At 69.1% G+C, this 16,014-nt stretch carries 11 protein-coding genes; 3 read left to right on the top strand and 8 right to left on the bottom strand.

Features of this window, described 5'->3' with window-relative positions; genetic code table 11:
• Window positions 1-234: 234 nt before the first annotated feature.
• Window positions 235-699: a CBS domain-containing protein gene (locus tag VFY73_RS13475; RefSeq protein WP_329719501.1), complete on the bottom strand. Its 465-nt coding sequence runs from the start codon at window positions 697-699 to the stop codon at window positions 235-237.
• Between the two features lie 291 nt (window positions 700-990).
• Here VFY73_RS13475 and VFY73_RS13470 point away from each other — a divergent pair, with 291 nt between their 5' ends.
• Complete coding sequence (locus VFY73_RS13470) at window positions 991-1,116, top strand: hypothetical protein (protein ID WP_329719499.1); 126 nt, start codon at window positions 991-993, stop codon at window positions 1,114-1,116.
• Between the two features lie 230 nt (window positions 1,117-1,346).
• Here VFY73_RS13470 and VFY73_RS13465 read toward each other — a convergent pair whose 3' ends face one another.
• Both VFY73_RS13465 and VFY73_RS13460 read right to left on the bottom strand, forming a co-directional pair.
• Window positions 1,347-3,116, bottom strand: coding sequence for a PHA/PHB synthase family protein (locus VFY73_RS13465; RefSeq protein ID WP_329719497.1), 1,770 nt, complete (start codon window positions 3,114-3,116; stop codon window positions 1,347-1,349).
• Between the two features lie 155 nt (window positions 3,117-3,271).
• Window positions 3,272-5,002: an AMP-binding protein gene (locus tag VFY73_RS13460; RefSeq protein WP_329719495.1), complete on the bottom strand. Its 1,731-nt coding sequence runs from the start codon at window positions 5,000-5,002 to the stop codon at window positions 3,272-3,274.
• A 471-nt stretch (window positions 5,003-5,473) separates the two neighbouring features.
• Here VFY73_RS13460 and VFY73_RS13455 point away from each other — a divergent pair, with 471 nt between their 5' ends.
• Window positions 5,474-6,457 (top strand): hypothetical protein, encoded by a 984-nt coding sequence (locus VFY73_RS13455; RefSeq protein WP_329719494.1) that lies wholly within the window; start codon window positions 5,474-5,476, stop codon window positions 6,455-6,457.
• A gap of 95 nt (window positions 6,458-6,552) precedes the next feature.
• On the opposite strand, the gene VFY73_RS13450 is transcribed toward VFY73_RS13455, so the two are convergent.
• The 5 genes from VFY73_RS13450 to VFY73_RS13430 all read right to left on the bottom strand — a co-directional run bounded on the left by VFY73_RS13450 (window position 6,553) and on the right by VFY73_RS13430 (window position 14,522).
• Window positions 6,553-9,237, bottom strand: a complete 2,685-nt coding sequence (locus VFY73_RS13450) for a cation-translocating P-type ATPase (protein ID WP_329719492.1) — start codon at window positions 9,235-9,237, stop codon at window positions 6,553-6,555.
• On the bottom strand, window positions 9,234-11,699 hold the full coding sequence (locus VFY73_RS13445; RefSeq protein ID WP_329719490.1) for a cation-transporting P-type ATPase: 2,466 nt from the start codon (window positions 11,697-11,699) through the stop codon (window positions 9,234-9,236). The genes VFY73_RS13450 and VFY73_RS13445 overlap by 4 nt, the downstream gene beginning before the upstream one ends.
• Before the next feature lie 125 nt (window positions 11,700-11,824).
• The gene (locus VFY73_RS13440) at window positions 11,825-12,694 is read right to left on the bottom strand and encodes a cytochrome c3 family protein (RefSeq protein WP_329719488.1); all 870 of its coding nucleotides are present in this window, start codon (window positions 12,692-12,694) and stop codon (window positions 11,825-11,827) included.
• Window positions 12,691-13,269, bottom strand: a complete 579-nt coding sequence (locus VFY73_RS13435) for a hypothetical protein (RefSeq protein WP_329719486.1) — start codon at window positions 13,267-13,269, stop codon at window positions 12,691-12,693. The genes VFY73_RS13440 and VFY73_RS13435 overlap by 4 nt, the downstream gene beginning before the upstream one ends.
• A complete protein-coding gene (locus tag VFY73_RS13430; RefSeq protein ID WP_329719484.1) occupies window positions 13,269-14,522 on the bottom strand; it encodes a 2Fe-2S iron-sulfur cluster-binding protein in 1,254 nt (417 codons plus the stop codon). Before VFY73_RS13430 ends, VFY73_RS13435 begins: the two co-directional genes overlap by 1 nt.
• Before the next feature lie 214 nt (window positions 14,523-14,736).
• On the opposite strand from VFY73_RS13430, the gene VFY73_RS13425 reads away from it, so the two are divergent.
• Window positions 14,737-15,954 carry an acyl-CoA dehydrogenase family protein gene (locus tag VFY73_RS13425; protein WP_329719482.1) on the top strand — a complete coding sequence of 406 codons (1,218 nt, stop codon included), beginning with the start codon at window positions 14,737-14,739 and terminating at the stop codon, window positions 15,952-15,954.
• The last annotated feature ends 60 nt before the right edge of the window (window positions 15,955-16,014 follow it).

Genomic DNA, 16,014 nt, shown 5'->3' with positions numbered 1-16,014 from the left:
AGTGATTCAGCAGCTTCTTCATCGCAACTCCTCGGCATCGGCCCGTTGACCCGGCCATCGTCACCGTGCACCGTGAACCAGCGCGCAACGCGCAGAAGCGGGCGGTAACTGCAGGTGAACGGCGTGTATCAAGCCGACCGTTCGCGCCGCCGCACAGTGCGACGAGAAGCCGCCGCCCTTCGTCGGTCCCGAAAGAATCGCCGGTCATCTGCCGCGATCGGTCGGTGCAAAGCTCTACGCATGCGCCGCACGCTCGCGCGCGCGGCCGCTGCCGATCGCGCCCGCCAGCGCCTGCATTTCTTGAGACACGACCTCCAGCAGGTCGTCCAGCGTGACGATCCCCACCAGCACTGCCTGCGGCCCGGTGACCGGCACGCGCCGGACGCCCTTGCGGCGCATCAGCTCCAGCACGTCCAGCACCGAGTCCTCCTCGCGGGCCGTGACGACGTCCGCCGTCATCGCCTGCGACACCACCATGTACCGCGCGTCCTGGTCTTTGGCAAGCACCGACACCACGATGTCGCGATCGGTCAGGATGCCCACGACGGTTCGGCCGGGATCGCTTTCCTCGACGACGACGAGGCAGCCCACCTGCTGATCTCGCATCGTCTGCGCAGCCTCGGCGAGGCGCACGCTGCGAAAGCTGATCGCCACGATACGAGTGCAGACATCGCCTGCAGTGAGCGTTCTTGCGGACATCTTGGTCTCCTGGTTGACGGCTGGCAACTCTGGTAGCCGACGCGCCGCCTGCCTTGGCACAGCCTGGGAGTTCCGCAAGAAGCGCATGGACTTCCATGCTGAGGTCAACGACCACCGAGCCGATTGATGGACATCAATTCGCCTGCAATCTGACCGCCTTCGAGGCGGACCCGTCGGGCAGGTGCGCAAGGGGCAGAGGACCCAGGTCACCGTCAGCGCCTCCCCCGCCGGCCAGTACCCCGCGACCATCACCCATGTCGGCTTCTGCTCGACCACCAAGGACGCGAAACCATGGGCCTGCTGCGCGAGTTGAGCGAGCAGCGCGACATCAGGGTGCTGACGGTGTCGCACAGGGCCGACATGGCGGCCTGCCCACGTCGCATCGTCCGCTTCGTCGAGGCGCTGCGCCACGCGTGACGCGCGTGCCGACTCGGCCAGGGCCTGTTAAAACGCTACGGAGCCCCGATGCGTTGCCACCAGAACAAGACGAGCGCGAGGCGCAAAACGAAGCCGGGGTCCGGCCTTGCAGGCTCCTGTCCGGGCTCAGCCCCGGCGAGGCTTTGCAACGCCGCGGTCGGCTGTTCCGGTGGCAACCCTTCGGGAACGGGTCTTCCAGGGCGCATGGCGGCGTTGCCCACCTTGCCCTGCTAGCGCATCAAGACGTAGCGCCCCGGCGCGTCGTCGAGCGGCACGATGCCCTTGCCCACGGCACCCATCGGTGGCGGGGTGCGCAGCCGGCCGGAGTGGCGCGCCAGCCAGCCTTGCCACTCGGGCCACCACGAGCCCGCCTTGCGCTGCGCCTGGGCCAGGTAGACGTTGGCATCGACGTACTTGCCGTCCTCTTCGCGCACCCGCACGCGGTAGCTTCGGTTCGGGTGGCCGGGTGGGCTGACGACGCCGGCGTTGTGCCCGCCGGTGGTCAGCACGAACGTGATTTCGGTGTCCGTCAACAACTGGATCTTGTAGACGGAGCGCCACGGCGCAACGTGGTCCGTCTCGGTGCCGAGGCAGAACAGCGGCACCTGGATGTCGCCCAGGGCGACCGGCTTGCCGACGACGCGAAAGCGCGCCGCCGCCAGGTCGTTGCGCAGAAACAGGCCATGCAGGTACTGCGAGTGCATGCGGTAGGGCATGCGCGTCGCATCGGCGTTCCAGGCCATCAGGTCGGTCATCGGCGAGCGCTCGCCCATCAGGTAGTCGTGCACGGCCCGAGACCAGATCAGGTCGTTCGAGCGCAGCAGCTGGAACGCGCCCGCCATCTGCCCCCGCGACAAGTAGCCACGGTCGAACATGATGTCTTCGAGGAACGTGACCTCGCTGTCGTCGATGAACAGCGCGATCTCCCCCGGCTCGCTGAAATCGGTCTGCGCGGCGAGCAGTGTCATCGTCGCCAACCGGTCGTCGTTGTCGCGTGCCATCGCGGCGGCACCGATCGACAGCAGTGTGCCGCCCAGGCAATAGCCGACGGCGTGCACCTTGCGATCCGGCACGATCGCCGCCACCGTGTCGAGCGACTCGAACAGGCCCATGCGCAGGTAATCGTCCATGCCGTAGTCGCGATCGGCCTCACCCGGGTTCTTCCACGAGACGCAGAACACCGTGTGGCCTTGGTCCACCAGGTACTTGATGAGCGAGTTCTGTGGCCGCAGGTCCAGCACGTAGTACTTCATGATCCACGCCGGCAGGATGAACACAGGCTCCGAATGGATCTTGGCGGTGGTCGGCGCGTACTGGATCAGTTCGACCAGCGTATTGCGCATCACCACCTTGCCCGGCGTGATCGCGACCTCCTGGCCGACCCGGAAGGCTTCGACACCGGCAGGCGGCCGGCCGGCCTGGAGCCGGTCCCAGTCGTCGCACCAGTTGATCGCGCCGTTGACCAGGTTAGTGCCCAGCGACTCGGCCGTGCGCCGCAACAGCTCCGGGTTGGTCGGCACGAAGTTGCTCGGCGAAAGCATGTCCAGAAGTTGCCGAGTGATGAAGGTCACCACGTCTTCGTGGTGGGTGGAGACACCGCGCACCTCGGTGGTCGCGTTGTGCCACCACTGCTGGGTCAGCAGAAACGACTGCGACATGACATTGAATGGCCACGCACGCCAGGCCGGGTGCAGGAACCGGCGGTCCTGCGGCAGCGGCTCGATGCAAGGCGACGCGTCGGCCTGCATGGCATGCGGCAGGTACATGGCCATGCGGTAGGTCTTGCGCCAGATCTTCTGCACCAGCTCGGCCTGCTTCGCCGGCGACAGCGCCAGGTGCGCGAGCCAGTCGGTGTAGGCCAGCACCAGCGCGGCCGGGGACACGCCGGCGGTGCGGCGCCCCAACTGCGCGTGCAACCAGCGGTCAAAGCCCTCGGTCGGCGCGCTGGTCGGGATGTCGGGCATGTCCAGCGACGCGCTGGCGTGTACCGTCGGTTCCATCTCTGGCAGTGGTGCGGCCAACGCCAACGGCAGGCTGGTCCGCGAGGCGAGGTTGGCCGAACCAGCCACCCGCCGGTTCGTGGGTGAACCTTTCGGCCTGCCTGCGGCCAGCCCCACCGCGCGGGAAAGGGCCCCTTCACCCGCCCGGGCCGGCCTCATGCCGCCACTTTCGCGTTGTCGATCGCGCGCATCGCCTCGTCTTTGAGCTGGCGCCGCAGCACCTTGCCGATGGCCGTGCGCGGAAGTTCGCTGCGAAACTCGATGCGACGCGGGCGCTTGTACGCCGTAAGGTTCTGCTCGCAATGCAGCCGGATGCCCTGCTCGGTCAGTGCGGGATCACGACGCACGACGAACAACAACACCGCCTCGCCGCTGCGCTCATCGGGGATACCGACCGCCGCGACGTCTTCGACGCCCGGAAGCCTCCGCACGACATCGTCGATCTCCTGCGGGAAGGCCTTCATGCCGGAGACGACGATCATGTCCTTCTTGCGGTCGACGAAATGGACATAGCCATCCGGCCCCATGCGGCCGATGTCGCCTGTCCTCAACCAGCCTTCGGCGGTGATCGCCTGCGCCGTTTCTTCGGGGCGGTTCCAGTAGCCGCGCATCACCTGCGGGCCGCGAACGCAGATCTCGCCTGTTTCGCCCAGGGGCAATGACCTGCCACCGTCGTCCAGGATGGCGACCTCGGTCGATGGCACCGGCAAGCCCAGCTTGCCGCTGCAGGTGGTCGCGTCGACGCGGTTCGCACAGACGATGGGCGACGTCTCGGACAGCCCGTAGCCCTCGATCAGCGGCCTGCCCAGGGCCTGCTGCCAGCGCTGCGACACGGCAGGCTGCAGCGCCATGCCGCCGGCAACGGCCAGCTTCACGTGGCCCCGGCGTTCTGCAGCGACCGCGTCGAACCCCGGCGCGTTCATCAGCAGATTGAACAGCGTGTTGACACCGGTGATCACCGTGAACGGCGTGCGCCTGAGCACCGAGATGAAGCGCTTCATGTCGCGCGGATCCGGGATCAGCACGTTGTGCCCTCCCAGCCGCAGGAACACGAGCAGGTTCGCCGTCAGCGCGAACACGTGGTACAGCGGCAGCGCCGTGATCACCGTCTCTTCGCCTTCCTGCAGCACGCCGGCGGTCCAGGCGATCACCTGCTCGACGTTGGCCACGAGGTTGCCATGCGTCAGCGTCGCGCCTTTCGGCCGGCCCGTCGTGCCGCCCGTGTACTGGATGAAGGCGACATCGTCGGGCCCGACGTCGACATCGACCAATGGGTGTTCCTCACCCAGGTTCAATGCGGCGTTCAGCTCCCAGGCGCCCTCGATGTCGAACGGCGGCACCGCATGCTTGCCGCGGCGCACGACGAAGTTCACCAGCCAACGCTTGGGTGCTGGGAACAGGTCGCCGATCTGCGTGACCACCACAGCGCGCACGGCCGTGCCCACCCGCGCCTGTTGGACGGTGTGGGCGAAATTCTCCAGCACGACGACGACCGTGGCTCCGGAGTCCTTCAGCTGGTGCTGCAACTCGGCCGCCGTGTACAGCGGGTTGATGTTGACGACGGTCATGCCGGCGCGCAAGGCCCCGGCCACGACGATCGGGTACTGCAGCGTGTTGGGCAGCATCACCGCGACACGCTCGCCTTTGGCCATCCCTTGCCGCTGCAACCAGGCGCCGAACGCACGGCTGCGGTGGTCGAACTCGCGGTAGGTGAGCGACACGCCAAGGCTGGTGAACGCGGGCCGGTCGGCGAACCGGCTGCAGCTGCGCTCGATGAGGTGCTTGAGCGATGGCGTGGCGCGCCAATCCACTTCGGGCGGCACGCCTGGCGGGTAAGAGGCAAGCCAGACTCTTTCCGGCTTCGTCGCAGGGATGGGCATGTTCATGATGGGGTGCCTTGCGATTCTTTCCATCAGCCACTGTAGGCACGACGATCGGCGGCGGTTTGCGCCAGCGCAAGCGGCCAGCCCGTTCCCCGAGGTCGCCGGGCCAACTTTGCGCAACGCGAGGTTTCAGCGCCGAACCGGGCTGCGGGCGGGTTGCCGTGCCCGCCGCAAGCGCCACGCCTTCTCGGCCTCGACCACCAACAGCACCGCCACAGCCGCGGCAAGGCAAGTTCCCAATTCACCACCGCTCAGCGGCACGGGATGGCGGCTGACTCGTTGCCGCGGCTTGGCCGCGGTACGCGAGCCCCCGCGACGTGCCCATGCTGCGCATGCCGTGGCGGTCCGCACTGCGCACCATCAATTCGGAACCGTTGACGAGATCCGGATTTTGCCGCCCTTGCGTCAGCTCAATGCCCCGCCGCGATTCACGGTTCAACGTACTGGCAACGTCACCGGCCAGGAGAACTTGCGATGACCGACCGCCGAACCCTCTTGACAGCTGCCGCGGCAGCCTTGGCAACGCCGTTGGCGACTGCGCGGCGGAGCCGGCCGGTACCTGCCGCCGGCATCTCCGAGCACTATGTTCCCGGCGGCACGCGCGGCATCCAGCGTGGCCAGTTCACGTACACCGCGACGGACCGATTCGAGGGCTATGGGGTCATCCGCCTCCCCGATGCCAAACGCCTTTTCATGGTCCCGCTCACCAAACTCGTCTTCGACGAGTCCAGCGGCGCGAAGTTCGCGATTCAAGGGGACGGCGTCCTCACCGTGTTGAAGGACGACTTGTACGAACTGACCACCAACATGGACTGGCCTGCGCAGGCGCGGGGGTCGGGGCAGGACGGGTACGACGTCGACTCGCGCAAGCTGCAGATCCTGCGCGCGAGGGTAGGCGTGAACCCGCCGGTCTACATCGAGGACCAGGTCACGCCGATTGTCGACTCGGGCCAATACGACCGGCTGGCGACGCACGACATGCCCGGAGCGAGCGTCCCGCAGGCCGTGCGCATCACCGTTCCATGGGAGCCTGGAACCGTCGCTCCGGGAGCCATGGCCTATGTTGACGTGGCGTTGCCTACCGGCAGTTTCGCTCCCGCGGTCGGCGACCTGGTCCGGGTCAGCCACACCAGCCTGACGGATGCCGTGCTCGGCGCTCAGAACATCGGCATCCTGATTTCCGGGCGCATCGTGGCGCCTGGCGTCGCGCGCGTGATCGTGGAGAACCGATACGGCGTCCAGGCGGTCGCCATCCCGAGCGGCAGCATGAACGTGCTGGCCGAGTCGGCCGTCGCGAGCGCCGGCAACAACCAGGATGCGTGGTGCTACCTCGGCTCGGGTCCGGTCATGCTGCTTGCAGGCGAGAAGCTCTTTGTCGGAGTGCGCAGCAGCAGCCTCGGTGACTTCCTGCAAATCTCCAACAGCAGCTTCCTTCGCATTTCCAATGTGGTCCCCTGAACATCTCGTCGGCAGGCGACCGGACTCGGCGGTCTGGATCAGGGCGATCACACGGCCGACGTGGTCGCCTTGCACGTCGAGCCTTGCGCCGCCGCTCACACCGACGCGGCCCGCAGCCGCCACGCCTTCTCGGCCTCGACCGCCAACAGCACCACAGCAGCCGCGGCGAGGCAGATCCCCAACTCACCTAAGCTCAACGGCACGGTCTTGAACAGCGGCTGCAACCAGGGCACGTAGATCGTTGCCAACTGCAGCGCCATGGTGAGTGCCACGGCGCCGAGCAGCGGCCGGTTCGAGCCCAGGCCCAGCCGCCACAGCGACTCGCCTTCGCTGCGGATGGCCAGCACGTGGGCCATCTGCGTCAGGGTCAGCGCGGTGAACACCATCGTCTGCGCACTCGAGGGCGCATGCGCCAGGGCCCAGGCCTGCACCGCCAGGCACAGCGCGCCGATCAGCAGCCCGACGAACAGGATGTGCTGCCACATGCCGTGAGCGAACAGGCTCTCGGTCGGCGCCCTGGGCGGGCGACGCATGATGCCGCGCTCGGCCGGCTCGGCCGCGAGGGCCAGCCCCGGCAGGCCGTCGGTCACCAGATTGACCCACAGGATGTGGATCGGCAGCAGCGGGATCGGCAGGCCCAGCAGCGGCGCGAGAAAGATGGTCCAGATCTCGCCCGAGTTGCCGGTCATCGCGTAGCGCACGAACTTGCGGATGTTGTCGTAGATGCGCCGGCCTTCGCGCACCGCCCCGACGATGGTCGCGAAGTTGTCGTCCAGCAGCACCAGGCTCGATGCTTCCCGCGCGACGTCCGTGCCGCCGCGCCCCATTGCCACGCCAATGTCGGCGCGCTTGAGCGCCGGCGCATCGTTGACGCCGTCGCCTGTCATCGCGACGAACTCGCCGTGCGCCTGCAGGGCCTCGACGATGCGGATCTTCTGCGCCGGGTCGACACGCGCGTACACACGCACCGCGCGGACCCGCTCGCGCAGGGCGGCGTCGTCCAGCCCGCTCAGCTCTGCGCCGGTGAGCACGCCCGCTGCGGAGCCACCTTGGGCGTCGGCCCTGGCTTCGGCAATCCCCAGCTTGCACGCAATGGCCCAGGCGGTGGCGGGGTGGTCGCCGGTGATCATCACCGGCGTGATGCCGGCGCTGATGCAGTCCCCCACGGCACGGGCGGCCTCCTCGCGCGGCGGATCGATGAGGCCGACGAGCCCGAGCAGCTCCATGCGCGCCTCGGCTGACGCCAGTTCGCCGGGTTCGGGCACTCGTTCGTGCCGGCGCCGTGCCAGCGCCAGCACGCGCAGCCCGCGCGCTGCCATGGCCTGGGCCGCGGCCAGCACGCGGGCGGTGTCCAGTGCGCCGCCGCCGTCGGGGTGCCAGTGCGTCGTGCATTGCGGCACCACGGACTCGGGCGCGCCCTTCGTGTAGGCCACCAGGCCGTCGGCGGTCTGATGAAAGGTCGTCATGCGCTTGCGCTCCGAGTCGAACGGCAACTCCTGCACGCGCGGGGTCAGGCCGTCGACCTTCGCCTTCTCGATCCCGGCATCGCTGGCCGCCTGCACGAGGGCGGTCTCGGTCGGATCGCCCTGCCAGCCGCCGTCGCCATCGCGGCCGGCGTCGTTGCACAGGGCGCCGGCGCGCAAGACCTCCAGGTGAGCCGGACTCGCTGGTCCGCTGGTCGCGCCGGGAGCCCACACGTCGCCGTCCACCACCACCTCCTCGACCTGCATCCGGTTCTGCGTCAAGGTGCCGGTCTTGTCGGAGCAGATGAAGGTCACCGAGCCGAGGGTCTCGACCGACGGCAGCCGCCGCACGAGCGCGTTGAGCGACACCATGTGCCGCGCGCCCAGCGCCAGCAGCACCGTCACGACGGCCGGCAGCGCCTCGGGGATCGCCGCCACGGCGAGACTGACCGCGGTCAGCAGCATCTGCATCGGCAGCTCGCCACGCAGCACGCCAATGGCGAAGATCAGTGCGCAGATGGCGAGCACGACGAGCGCCAGCCGCCGGCCGAAGGCGGCAAGCCGCCGTTGCAGCGGCGTGGCGCGGTCACCGCTGGCCGCCATCAGGCCGGCGACCTTGCCCAGCTCGGTCGACATGCCAATGGCCACCACCAGGCCGCGGCCACGGCCTTGCGCCGCGGTCGTGCCCTTGTAGGCCATGTTCAGCCGGTCGCCCAGCGATGCCGCGTCGGCGCCCAGCACCCGCGCATGCTTCTCGACGCTGACCGACTCGCCGGTCAGCGTGGACTCGTCGACCAGCAGCCGCGCCACCTCGGTCAGGCGCAAGTCGGCCGGAATCTGGTTGCCCGCTTCGACCAGCACGACATCGCCCGGCACCAGTGCGCTGGCCGACACGCGGCGGACCTTGCCGTCGCGCAGCACGGTGGCATGGGCCGCCGCAAGCCGCTTCAGTGCGTCCAGTGCCCGATCGGCACGCCATGCTTGCACGAAGCCGACCAGGCCGTTGAGCACCACGATGACCAGGATCGCCAGCGTGTCGACCCAGTCGCCGATCACGCCGGAGATGACCGCCGCGCCCGCCAGCACGAGGATCATGAAGTCGGTGAACTGGTCCAGCAGCAGCCGCCAGAGGCTTCGGCGGGCACCCTCGGCCAGCTCGTTCGGGCCGTGAATCTCGGCGCGGCGCGCTGCTTCGTCATCGTGCAGGCCGCGGTGCATCTCGACGCCGTGCTCGCGCGCCACGTCGCCGGCGTCGCGGCAGTGCCAATCGGGTGCAGTCGGCGTGACTGGCTCGTTCATGTGGTGGATGGAGGTCATTCCAGGTGGTGTTTCAGCCGCGCCGCGAGCCCGAAGGTGAGCAACGCCACCAGGGCCGAGGCGATGGCCAGCAGCACCCAGTCGGTCGCATGCAATGGCCGAAGGCTCAGCAGATGGCTGACGGCAGGAATCTGGACGAGCGCGACCACCGACGCGAGCGTGCCGAAGACGATCCAGCGGGCCACGGCCTGGCGCAGCAGGGTCAAGCCGCACGTGAAGGCGGCGCTGGCCAGCAGCAGCATCGCCAGCGCCATCGCGCGAGCGTGCTCGACGTCGTGATCGGTGCCGAGCGCATGCAGGTAGCTCCAGACCACGGCACCGCTGACGAGCCCGCCGACCAGGCCGATGCCCAGCCACGACGCGCCCGAGAAGAAGCGCGCACGCCGATGCCGCTGCACCGGGGCGAGCGGCCCTTGCACCGGAAGATCCTGGAACGCCAGCATGGCCGTGGGATGGATGACCAGCTCCAGCCACACGATGTGCACCGGCAGGAACAGCAGGGGCAGCCCCATCAGCGGGATCGCCGCGGCCCCGATCACCAACGGCATGTGGACCAGCAGCAGGTAGGCAAAGGCCAGCCGCAGGTTCTGGAACAGCTGGCGGCCTTCCGCCACCGCGTCGACGATGGTCCTGAAGTTGTCGTCGAGCAGCACCACCGGCGCCACCTCGCGGGCGCTGCGCGTGCCGCGCTCGCCCATGGCCACGCCGATGTCGGCCAACCGAAGCGCCGGAACGTCGTTGACACCGTCGCCGGTCACGGCCACCAATTCGCCGCCGGCCTGCAGCGCCTGCACCAGCGCCAGCTTCTGCGGCGGCGTGGCGCGGGCCACCACGTTGACATCGTCGTTGGCGGCCAGCACCGCACCGGCATCGTCGCCGGGCGCGAGCACCACGACCTTCGGCAGCGCGCCGCCGAGCCCGATCTCGCGCGCGATGGCCGCGGCCGTCGCTGGGTGGTCGCCAGTGACCATGATGACGCGCATCCCCGCAGCCATGCAGTCGGCAATGGCCTCGCGCACACCCCCGCGGACCGGATCCTCGAACGCCAGCAGGCCGGCGAACGTGAAGCCCTCGCCGGGTTCGTCGTTGACGGCCATCCCCGCGGGCAGCTCGCGCAAGGCGCAGGCGATGACCTTGTGCCCGGACGACGCGAACGCCCGCACGCGTTCGAGCCAGTCGGCCCGCGCCGGCGCGGACAAGGCGCAGAGCGCCATCACGGTCTCGGGCGCACCCTTGGTGAAGGCCGTTGGCTGGCCCGCGGCCGGGTGCCAGATGACCGTTTCGCGGCGTCGGGCTTCGGTGAACGGGAAGTCGGCCAGCCGGATCGCCGGCGGCAGCGCCCCCGCCGCCGCGTGCAAGGCCTGGTCGAGCGGGTCGCCGCTGTCGGGCCTCGCTGCGAACGTGGCCACCTGCAGCACCGAAACGTCATCGTGCCCCTCGGCCGGCGCCCGGTGGGCGAGCACCAGTGAGCCGGCGGTGATCGTCCCGGTCTTGTCCGACACGATGCAGGTGATGCGGCCGATGTTCTCTACCGCCACGGCGCGCCGCACCAGTGCCTTCTTGCGCGCCAGGCGAAACACGCCGACGCCAAGAAAGAAGGTGTAGACGACTGGAAACTCCTCGGGCAGCGCCGCGACAGCCAGCGTGACTGCGCTCAGGACGGCGTCGATCCAACCGTGGCCGTGCCACAGCCGCACCGCGGCGAGCACGACGCACATCACGATCGCCACGCCGAGCAGCACGTAGACCAGTTCGCTGATCGCCTTTTGCAGCGGCGTGGCCGCGTGGCTGCCTTCGGTGGCCGAGCGGGCGATCTCACCATAGCGCGTCTCGATGCCGATGCAGACCACGCGCAACCGGGCGGTGCCGGTCAGCAGCCGCGTGCCGGCGGTGCCCCAGTGGACATCGGGCGCCTTGCCCGCCAGCTGGCCGGCGGGCGCCAGGGCCTGCTTGGCCACCGGCAACGATTCACCGGTCAAGGTCGACTCATCGACCTGCAGCCCGCTGCCGGACACCAGCAGGCCATCTGCGGGAAAGTAGTCGCCCGGTGTCACCTCGGCCAGGTCGCCCGGCACCAGCTCGCGCGACGGGATGTCCTGCCATGTCCCGTCGCGCAGCACACGTGCCGTGCTGGCCAGCCTGCTCGCCAGGCCCGCCGATGAGGCGACGGTGCGGCGATGCAGGAACGCGTCCATGCCCAGCAGCGGTGCCAGCGCCACGAGCAGGGTCAGCGCTTCGGTGAGCTGGCCCAGCAGGCCGAACAGCCCCGCCGTCAACAGCAGGAACCAAAGCATCGGATCGCGCGCCGTGTCGCGCGCCACCACGCGCCAGCCGCTGGCGGCATGGGCCACGATGTCGTTGAACCCGTGGACGCGCTGCTCCGCGACCTGCGCCGCGCTGAGGCCCTCGTCGGCGGCCCCGAGCGCCTGCAGCCTGCCGGCGGGAATCTCGCGAAGGCTCATGCGCGGGGAGTCTGCCATGGGCACACACGCACCCATGTGTCATTTCGGCCGACAGCACGCCCCGCCACGCGTCGTGTGACGGCGCAAGGCGTCGCTCTTCGTCGGGTGCTCGGCATCATCGGGCGTCAGTCGCGTTCGCGCCGTCGTTCATCGCCCCGGCCGCGCTTTGCGTCGTCCTCGTCCGCACTGCGGTGGCACTCCACGCAGTTGTCGAAGCGGCGGATGCCTTCTTCCTCATGCTCCGCCCGAACGTTGGCCGGCGTGTGCTCATGGCAGCCGTAGCAGGTGTAGCGCTTGAAGTCGTTGGCCTGGTGGCAGGTCACGCAGCTGGCGTCGTGGTCCCGGTCGAGGACGAAGTACTCATCGTGGTCGAAGGTGGCCGGCCTCCACGCGGTCGTGGCGTGGCACTGGTCGCAGTTGCCCCGCACTTGCCGGTGCAAGGTGTCCGACGGGGCCTTGTGGCAACTCGCGCAGGCCACGTTGGCGGCCAGCAATGCATGGTCGAAGGTCGCCGGCTTCCAGGCCTGCGCGCTGTGGCACTGGCCGCAGCCGACGCTCAGGTCGCGGTGGAGCTCGTTCCTCGGCGTGGCGTGGCACGACTCGCAGCGATCGCGCACCGTGACGCGCAACAGCTCGTGCGAGAACGGCTTGCGGCTGCGCTGCGTGAGCTTGGGGCCTGCATGGTCGACGTGGCAGGCGACGCAATCCTGCTCGATCAGTTCCTGGTGGAACGAGGTCTTCAGGCCCTGCTGCGGCAGCGCGACCCCCTTGGTCGAGCGCAGGCCGATGTCCACCAGGGCGTGACACTCCGTGCAGCGCTGCGCGGCGGCGCCGCGCCAGGGCACGTGGCAGGCAAAGCAATCGGTGGCCAGCTCGGCATGCCCGCGCGACAGCGGGCCCGGGCTCACCATCAGGTGCGGGTAGACGAACGCCAGCGCCACGAGCACGACCAGGTTGGCCGCGATGACGACGAGCAGCCAGGGCGGGCGCTTCACTTCCAGCCCCAGAACAGGAACACCGCAATGATGTGGGCCAGGGCGAGCCCCGTGAAAGCCAGCGTGATCGGAAAGTGGATGACGCGCCACTGGCGGACCGCATCGAAGGTCAGGCTGTCCCAGTAGCTGCGCTCTTCGAGTTCCGCGGTCGACAGGCCCTCCCGGCGCATGCGCTGTTGCGCTTCGGCCAGACGGCGGCGCGAGCGATCGAGCAGGAACTTGCCGGTGAGGCCGCTGACCACGTTGACCAGCATGGCCGCCACCGCGAGCCAGCCAAGGATCGCGTTGAAGTGGATGCCGGCATGCACCAGCACCAACAGCGAGCCCAGCCAGGCCAGGCCCTCATGCCAACGCAGCAACTGCGCCGGCTGGCCCGACTGGATCAGCTTGCGCTTGCGCAGCGAGTAGACGGTGGACGCGATGATCAGCAGCGTGCCCGGGATGCCCAGGTAGCGGCCGACCCAGACCGCGTCGAGCAGATGCAGCAGCGCATCCAGCAGCAGCGTGGCGCCCACCAGCGCGCAGATGCCCGCCAGGAAGGGCAGCACTTCGCGGCGGAACAGGCGGGCATGCATCAGGCCTCCAGCACCACGGCGGACGATGGCCGGCCCACGCACAGCAGGCAATGGCCGGGGGCGATGTCGTGGTCGGGCGGGCTGGCGTAGTGCACGGCGCCGCTGGACAGGCGCGTCTCGCAGCTGCCGCAGCCGCCCGAGCGGCAGCCCGACTCCACCACCACGCCGTGCCGCTCGGCGAACTCGAGCAGGTTGGCGTCCTGGCCATCCCACGCCAGCGTGCGGCCGGAGCGACTGAAGCGGACCTCGACCGGGACGGACACCACCGGCACCGCCGCGCCTGCCTGTGCGCCAGGCAGCTCGATGGAAGCCGGCCCGAAGGCCTCGAAATGCAGGTCCGCGCGCGGCACGCCCCACTCGACCAGGGCCGGCACCAGGCTCTGCATCATCGCCGGCGGGCCGCAGACGTAGAACTGGTGGCGGCCATGCGGCAGGATCCGCCTGAGCAGGTCGACATCGACATGCCCGGTGTGCTGGAAGTCCGTGCCGGCCGCGTCTTCGGGCCCGGGACGGCTGTAGGCCACCGTCAGCGTCAGCTTGGGATGCGACGCCGCGATCTCCTGCAGCCGCAACTTGAAGGCATGCTCGCGGCCGTTGCGCACCCCGTAGACCAGGTGCAGACGGCGGCCTGGCTGCTCGGCCAGGCACCAGCGCAGCATGCTCATCATCGGCGTGATGCCGATGCCTGCGGCCACCAGCACGGCGGGCACCCGGGCATCGGAATCGATGAAGAAGTGGCCGGACGGTGCCTTGACCCTGACGACATCGCCGACCTGGACCCGGTCGTGAAGATGGTTCGAGGCCACGCCGCGTGGCCACTCGGGGTGGTCCGCCGGCGTCAGCACGCGCTTGACGGTGATGCGGTAGCAAGCCGGATCGGGCCGGTCGGACAGCGAGTAGCAGCGCGTGACCGGTCGCGTGGCGCCCTGTGCATCACGTCCGTCGCCGGGCACGTCGAGCGAGAACGTCAGGAACTGCCCGGGCTTGAAGCCGGGCAGCGCGGCGCCGTCGACCGGTTCCAGGTAGAAGGAGCATTGCGATCTTGCTGCGTCCTCGTAGGCGCGGGCCCGCACCCTGAACTCCCGCCAGCCGGCCCACGCAGCGCCGGACGAAGACGGCGCGTGCGCGTGGTCTGGCACCGCAGGCAGTTCCGCCACCATGCCGCGCCGCCACCACAGCACCATGCCCACTCCCACCGCGGTTTGCAGCAACAGTGCGGCGGCGATCCAGGCCAGAAGCTGGGCAGCAGTCACTTGGGTGGTGGACTACACGAGGCAAACCATGCGATTGATTCTGTCGTTCGGGCGGCAGCGCCCGCTTGACCCCAATCAAGGGCTGCAGGCCGCAGCGTGAAACCCGATCCTGCGAGTCAGGGGGCAGCGAACGACCCGATTGCGACTCGTCAAAGTCGCCGGCAGTTGGCCCGGCTAGCGTCAATGTCTTTGTCCGACCCTGGAAAAGCCCGCCGTGAATGCCATTGTCAAACCCGCCCTGCCCGCTTCGTTGGTCAGCTTGAGCCCCGCCGCCGTGGCACGGGTGGAGCGTGTGCGTGATATTGCCCGCCAGGTGGCTGGGCCGGCCGCCGAGGCGGTGGACCGCGACGCGCGCTTTCCGCACGAAGCGATCGACGCGCTGAAGGCCGAGCGCCTGCTGTCGGCCCATGTGCCCGAGCGATTCGACGGCCTGGGCGCCAGCATCACCGAGCTGGGGCAGATGTGCGAGGCGCTGGGCCAGCGCTGTGCCTCGGCCGCGATGGTGTTCGCGATGCACCAGGTGCAGGTGGCCTGCCTGGTCCGTCATGGCAGCGCGCCGTTCTTCGAGACCTACCTGCAAGAGCTGGTGCGCGACCAGCGCCTGATCGCTTCGGTGACCAGCGAGGCCGGCGTCGGCGGCTCGGTGCGCACCAGCATCTGCCCGATCGAGAGCGAGGCCGACGGCAGTTGCCGTGTGCGCAAGGAAGGCACGGTGGTGTCGTACGGCGATGCGGCGGATGACTTCTTGATCACCGTGCGGCGCAACGTCAAATCGGTGGCGGGCGACCAGGCGATGGTGCTGGCGCACAAGCCGCAGTGCGAGATGCAGCTCGTGGGCAGCTGGGACGCGATGGGCATGCGCGGCACTTGCAGCCCGGGCTATACCCTCACCGCGCGTTTCGGGCCCGAGCAGGTCGTGCCGGCGCCGTTTGCCGACATCAATGCGCACACGATGGTGCCGTGGGCGCACATCCTGTGGAGCTCGGCCTGGCTGGGCATCGCGACCGACGCGGTTGCCCGCGCCCGGGCGTTCGTCCGCGACACCGGCCGCCGCATGGCCGCCACCCCGCCCACCGCCACCCGCTTGAGCGATGTGTCGACGCACCTGCAGCTGATGCGGGTGCACGTGCACGAATGGAGGCGCCGCTACGACCAGATGACCGCCGCGCCCGACGGCGGCGCGCAGGAGCTGTCGTCGGTGGCCTGCGCCGTGCAGCTCAACCACCTGAAGCTCGCCAGCTCCGAGCTGGTGGCAGAGATCTGCACCAAGGCGCTTCGAATTGCTGGCACCACCGGCTACCGCAACGACTCGCCCTACAGCATCGCCCGCCATTTGCGCGACGCACACTCAGCGGCGTTGATGATCGGCAACGAGCGCATCCACGCCGCCAACGGCGCGCTGCACATGGTGTACCGCGACGACGCACTGTGACACGGCCCCCGGCTTGAGCGAGGCCAACACAAGCCCGCTCTGCAGCGCCAATATCGTGCG

It is taken from the genome of Ideonella sp., from assembly GCF_036277275.1.
In the GTDB taxonomy this organism is placed as follows: Bacteria; Pseudomonadota; Gammaproteobacteria; order Burkholderiales; family Burkholderiaceae_C; genus Ideonella.
Note: the sequence above shows the minus strand (reverse complement) of the source record. Positions and strands in the feature narration are given on the sequence as shown.

Coding starts and splice junctions, on each gene's coding strand:
- VFY73_RS13475 (WP_329719501.1), bottom strand. CDS start 699: ATGTCCGCAAGAACGCTCACTGCAGGCGATGTCTGCACTCGTATCGTG.
- VFY73_RS13470 (WP_329719499.1), top strand. CDS start 991: ATGGGCCTGCTGCGCGAGTTGAGCGAGCAGCGCGACATCAGGGTGCTG.
- VFY73_RS13465 (WP_329719497.1), bottom strand. CDS start 3,116: ATGGAACCGACGGTACACGCCAGCGCGTCGCTGGACATGCCCGACATC.
- VFY73_RS13460 (WP_329719495.1), bottom strand. CDS start 5,002: ATGAACATGCCCATCCCTGCGACGAAGCCGGAAAGAGTCTGGCTTGCC.
- VFY73_RS13455 (WP_329719494.1), top strand. CDS start 5,474: ATGACCGACCGCCGAACCCTCTTGACAGCTGCCGCGGCAGCCTTGGCA.
- VFY73_RS13450 (WP_329719492.1), bottom strand. CDS start 9,237: ATGACCTCCATCCACCACATGAACGAGCCAGTCACGCCGACTGCACCC.
- VFY73_RS13445 (WP_329719490.1), bottom strand. CDS start 11,699: ATGAGCCTTCGCGAGATTCCCGCCGGCAGGCTGCAGGCGCTCGGGGCC.
- VFY73_RS13435 (WP_329719486.1), bottom strand. CDS start 13,269: ATGCATGCCCGCCTGTTCCGCCGCGAAGTGCTGCCCTTCCTGGCGGGC.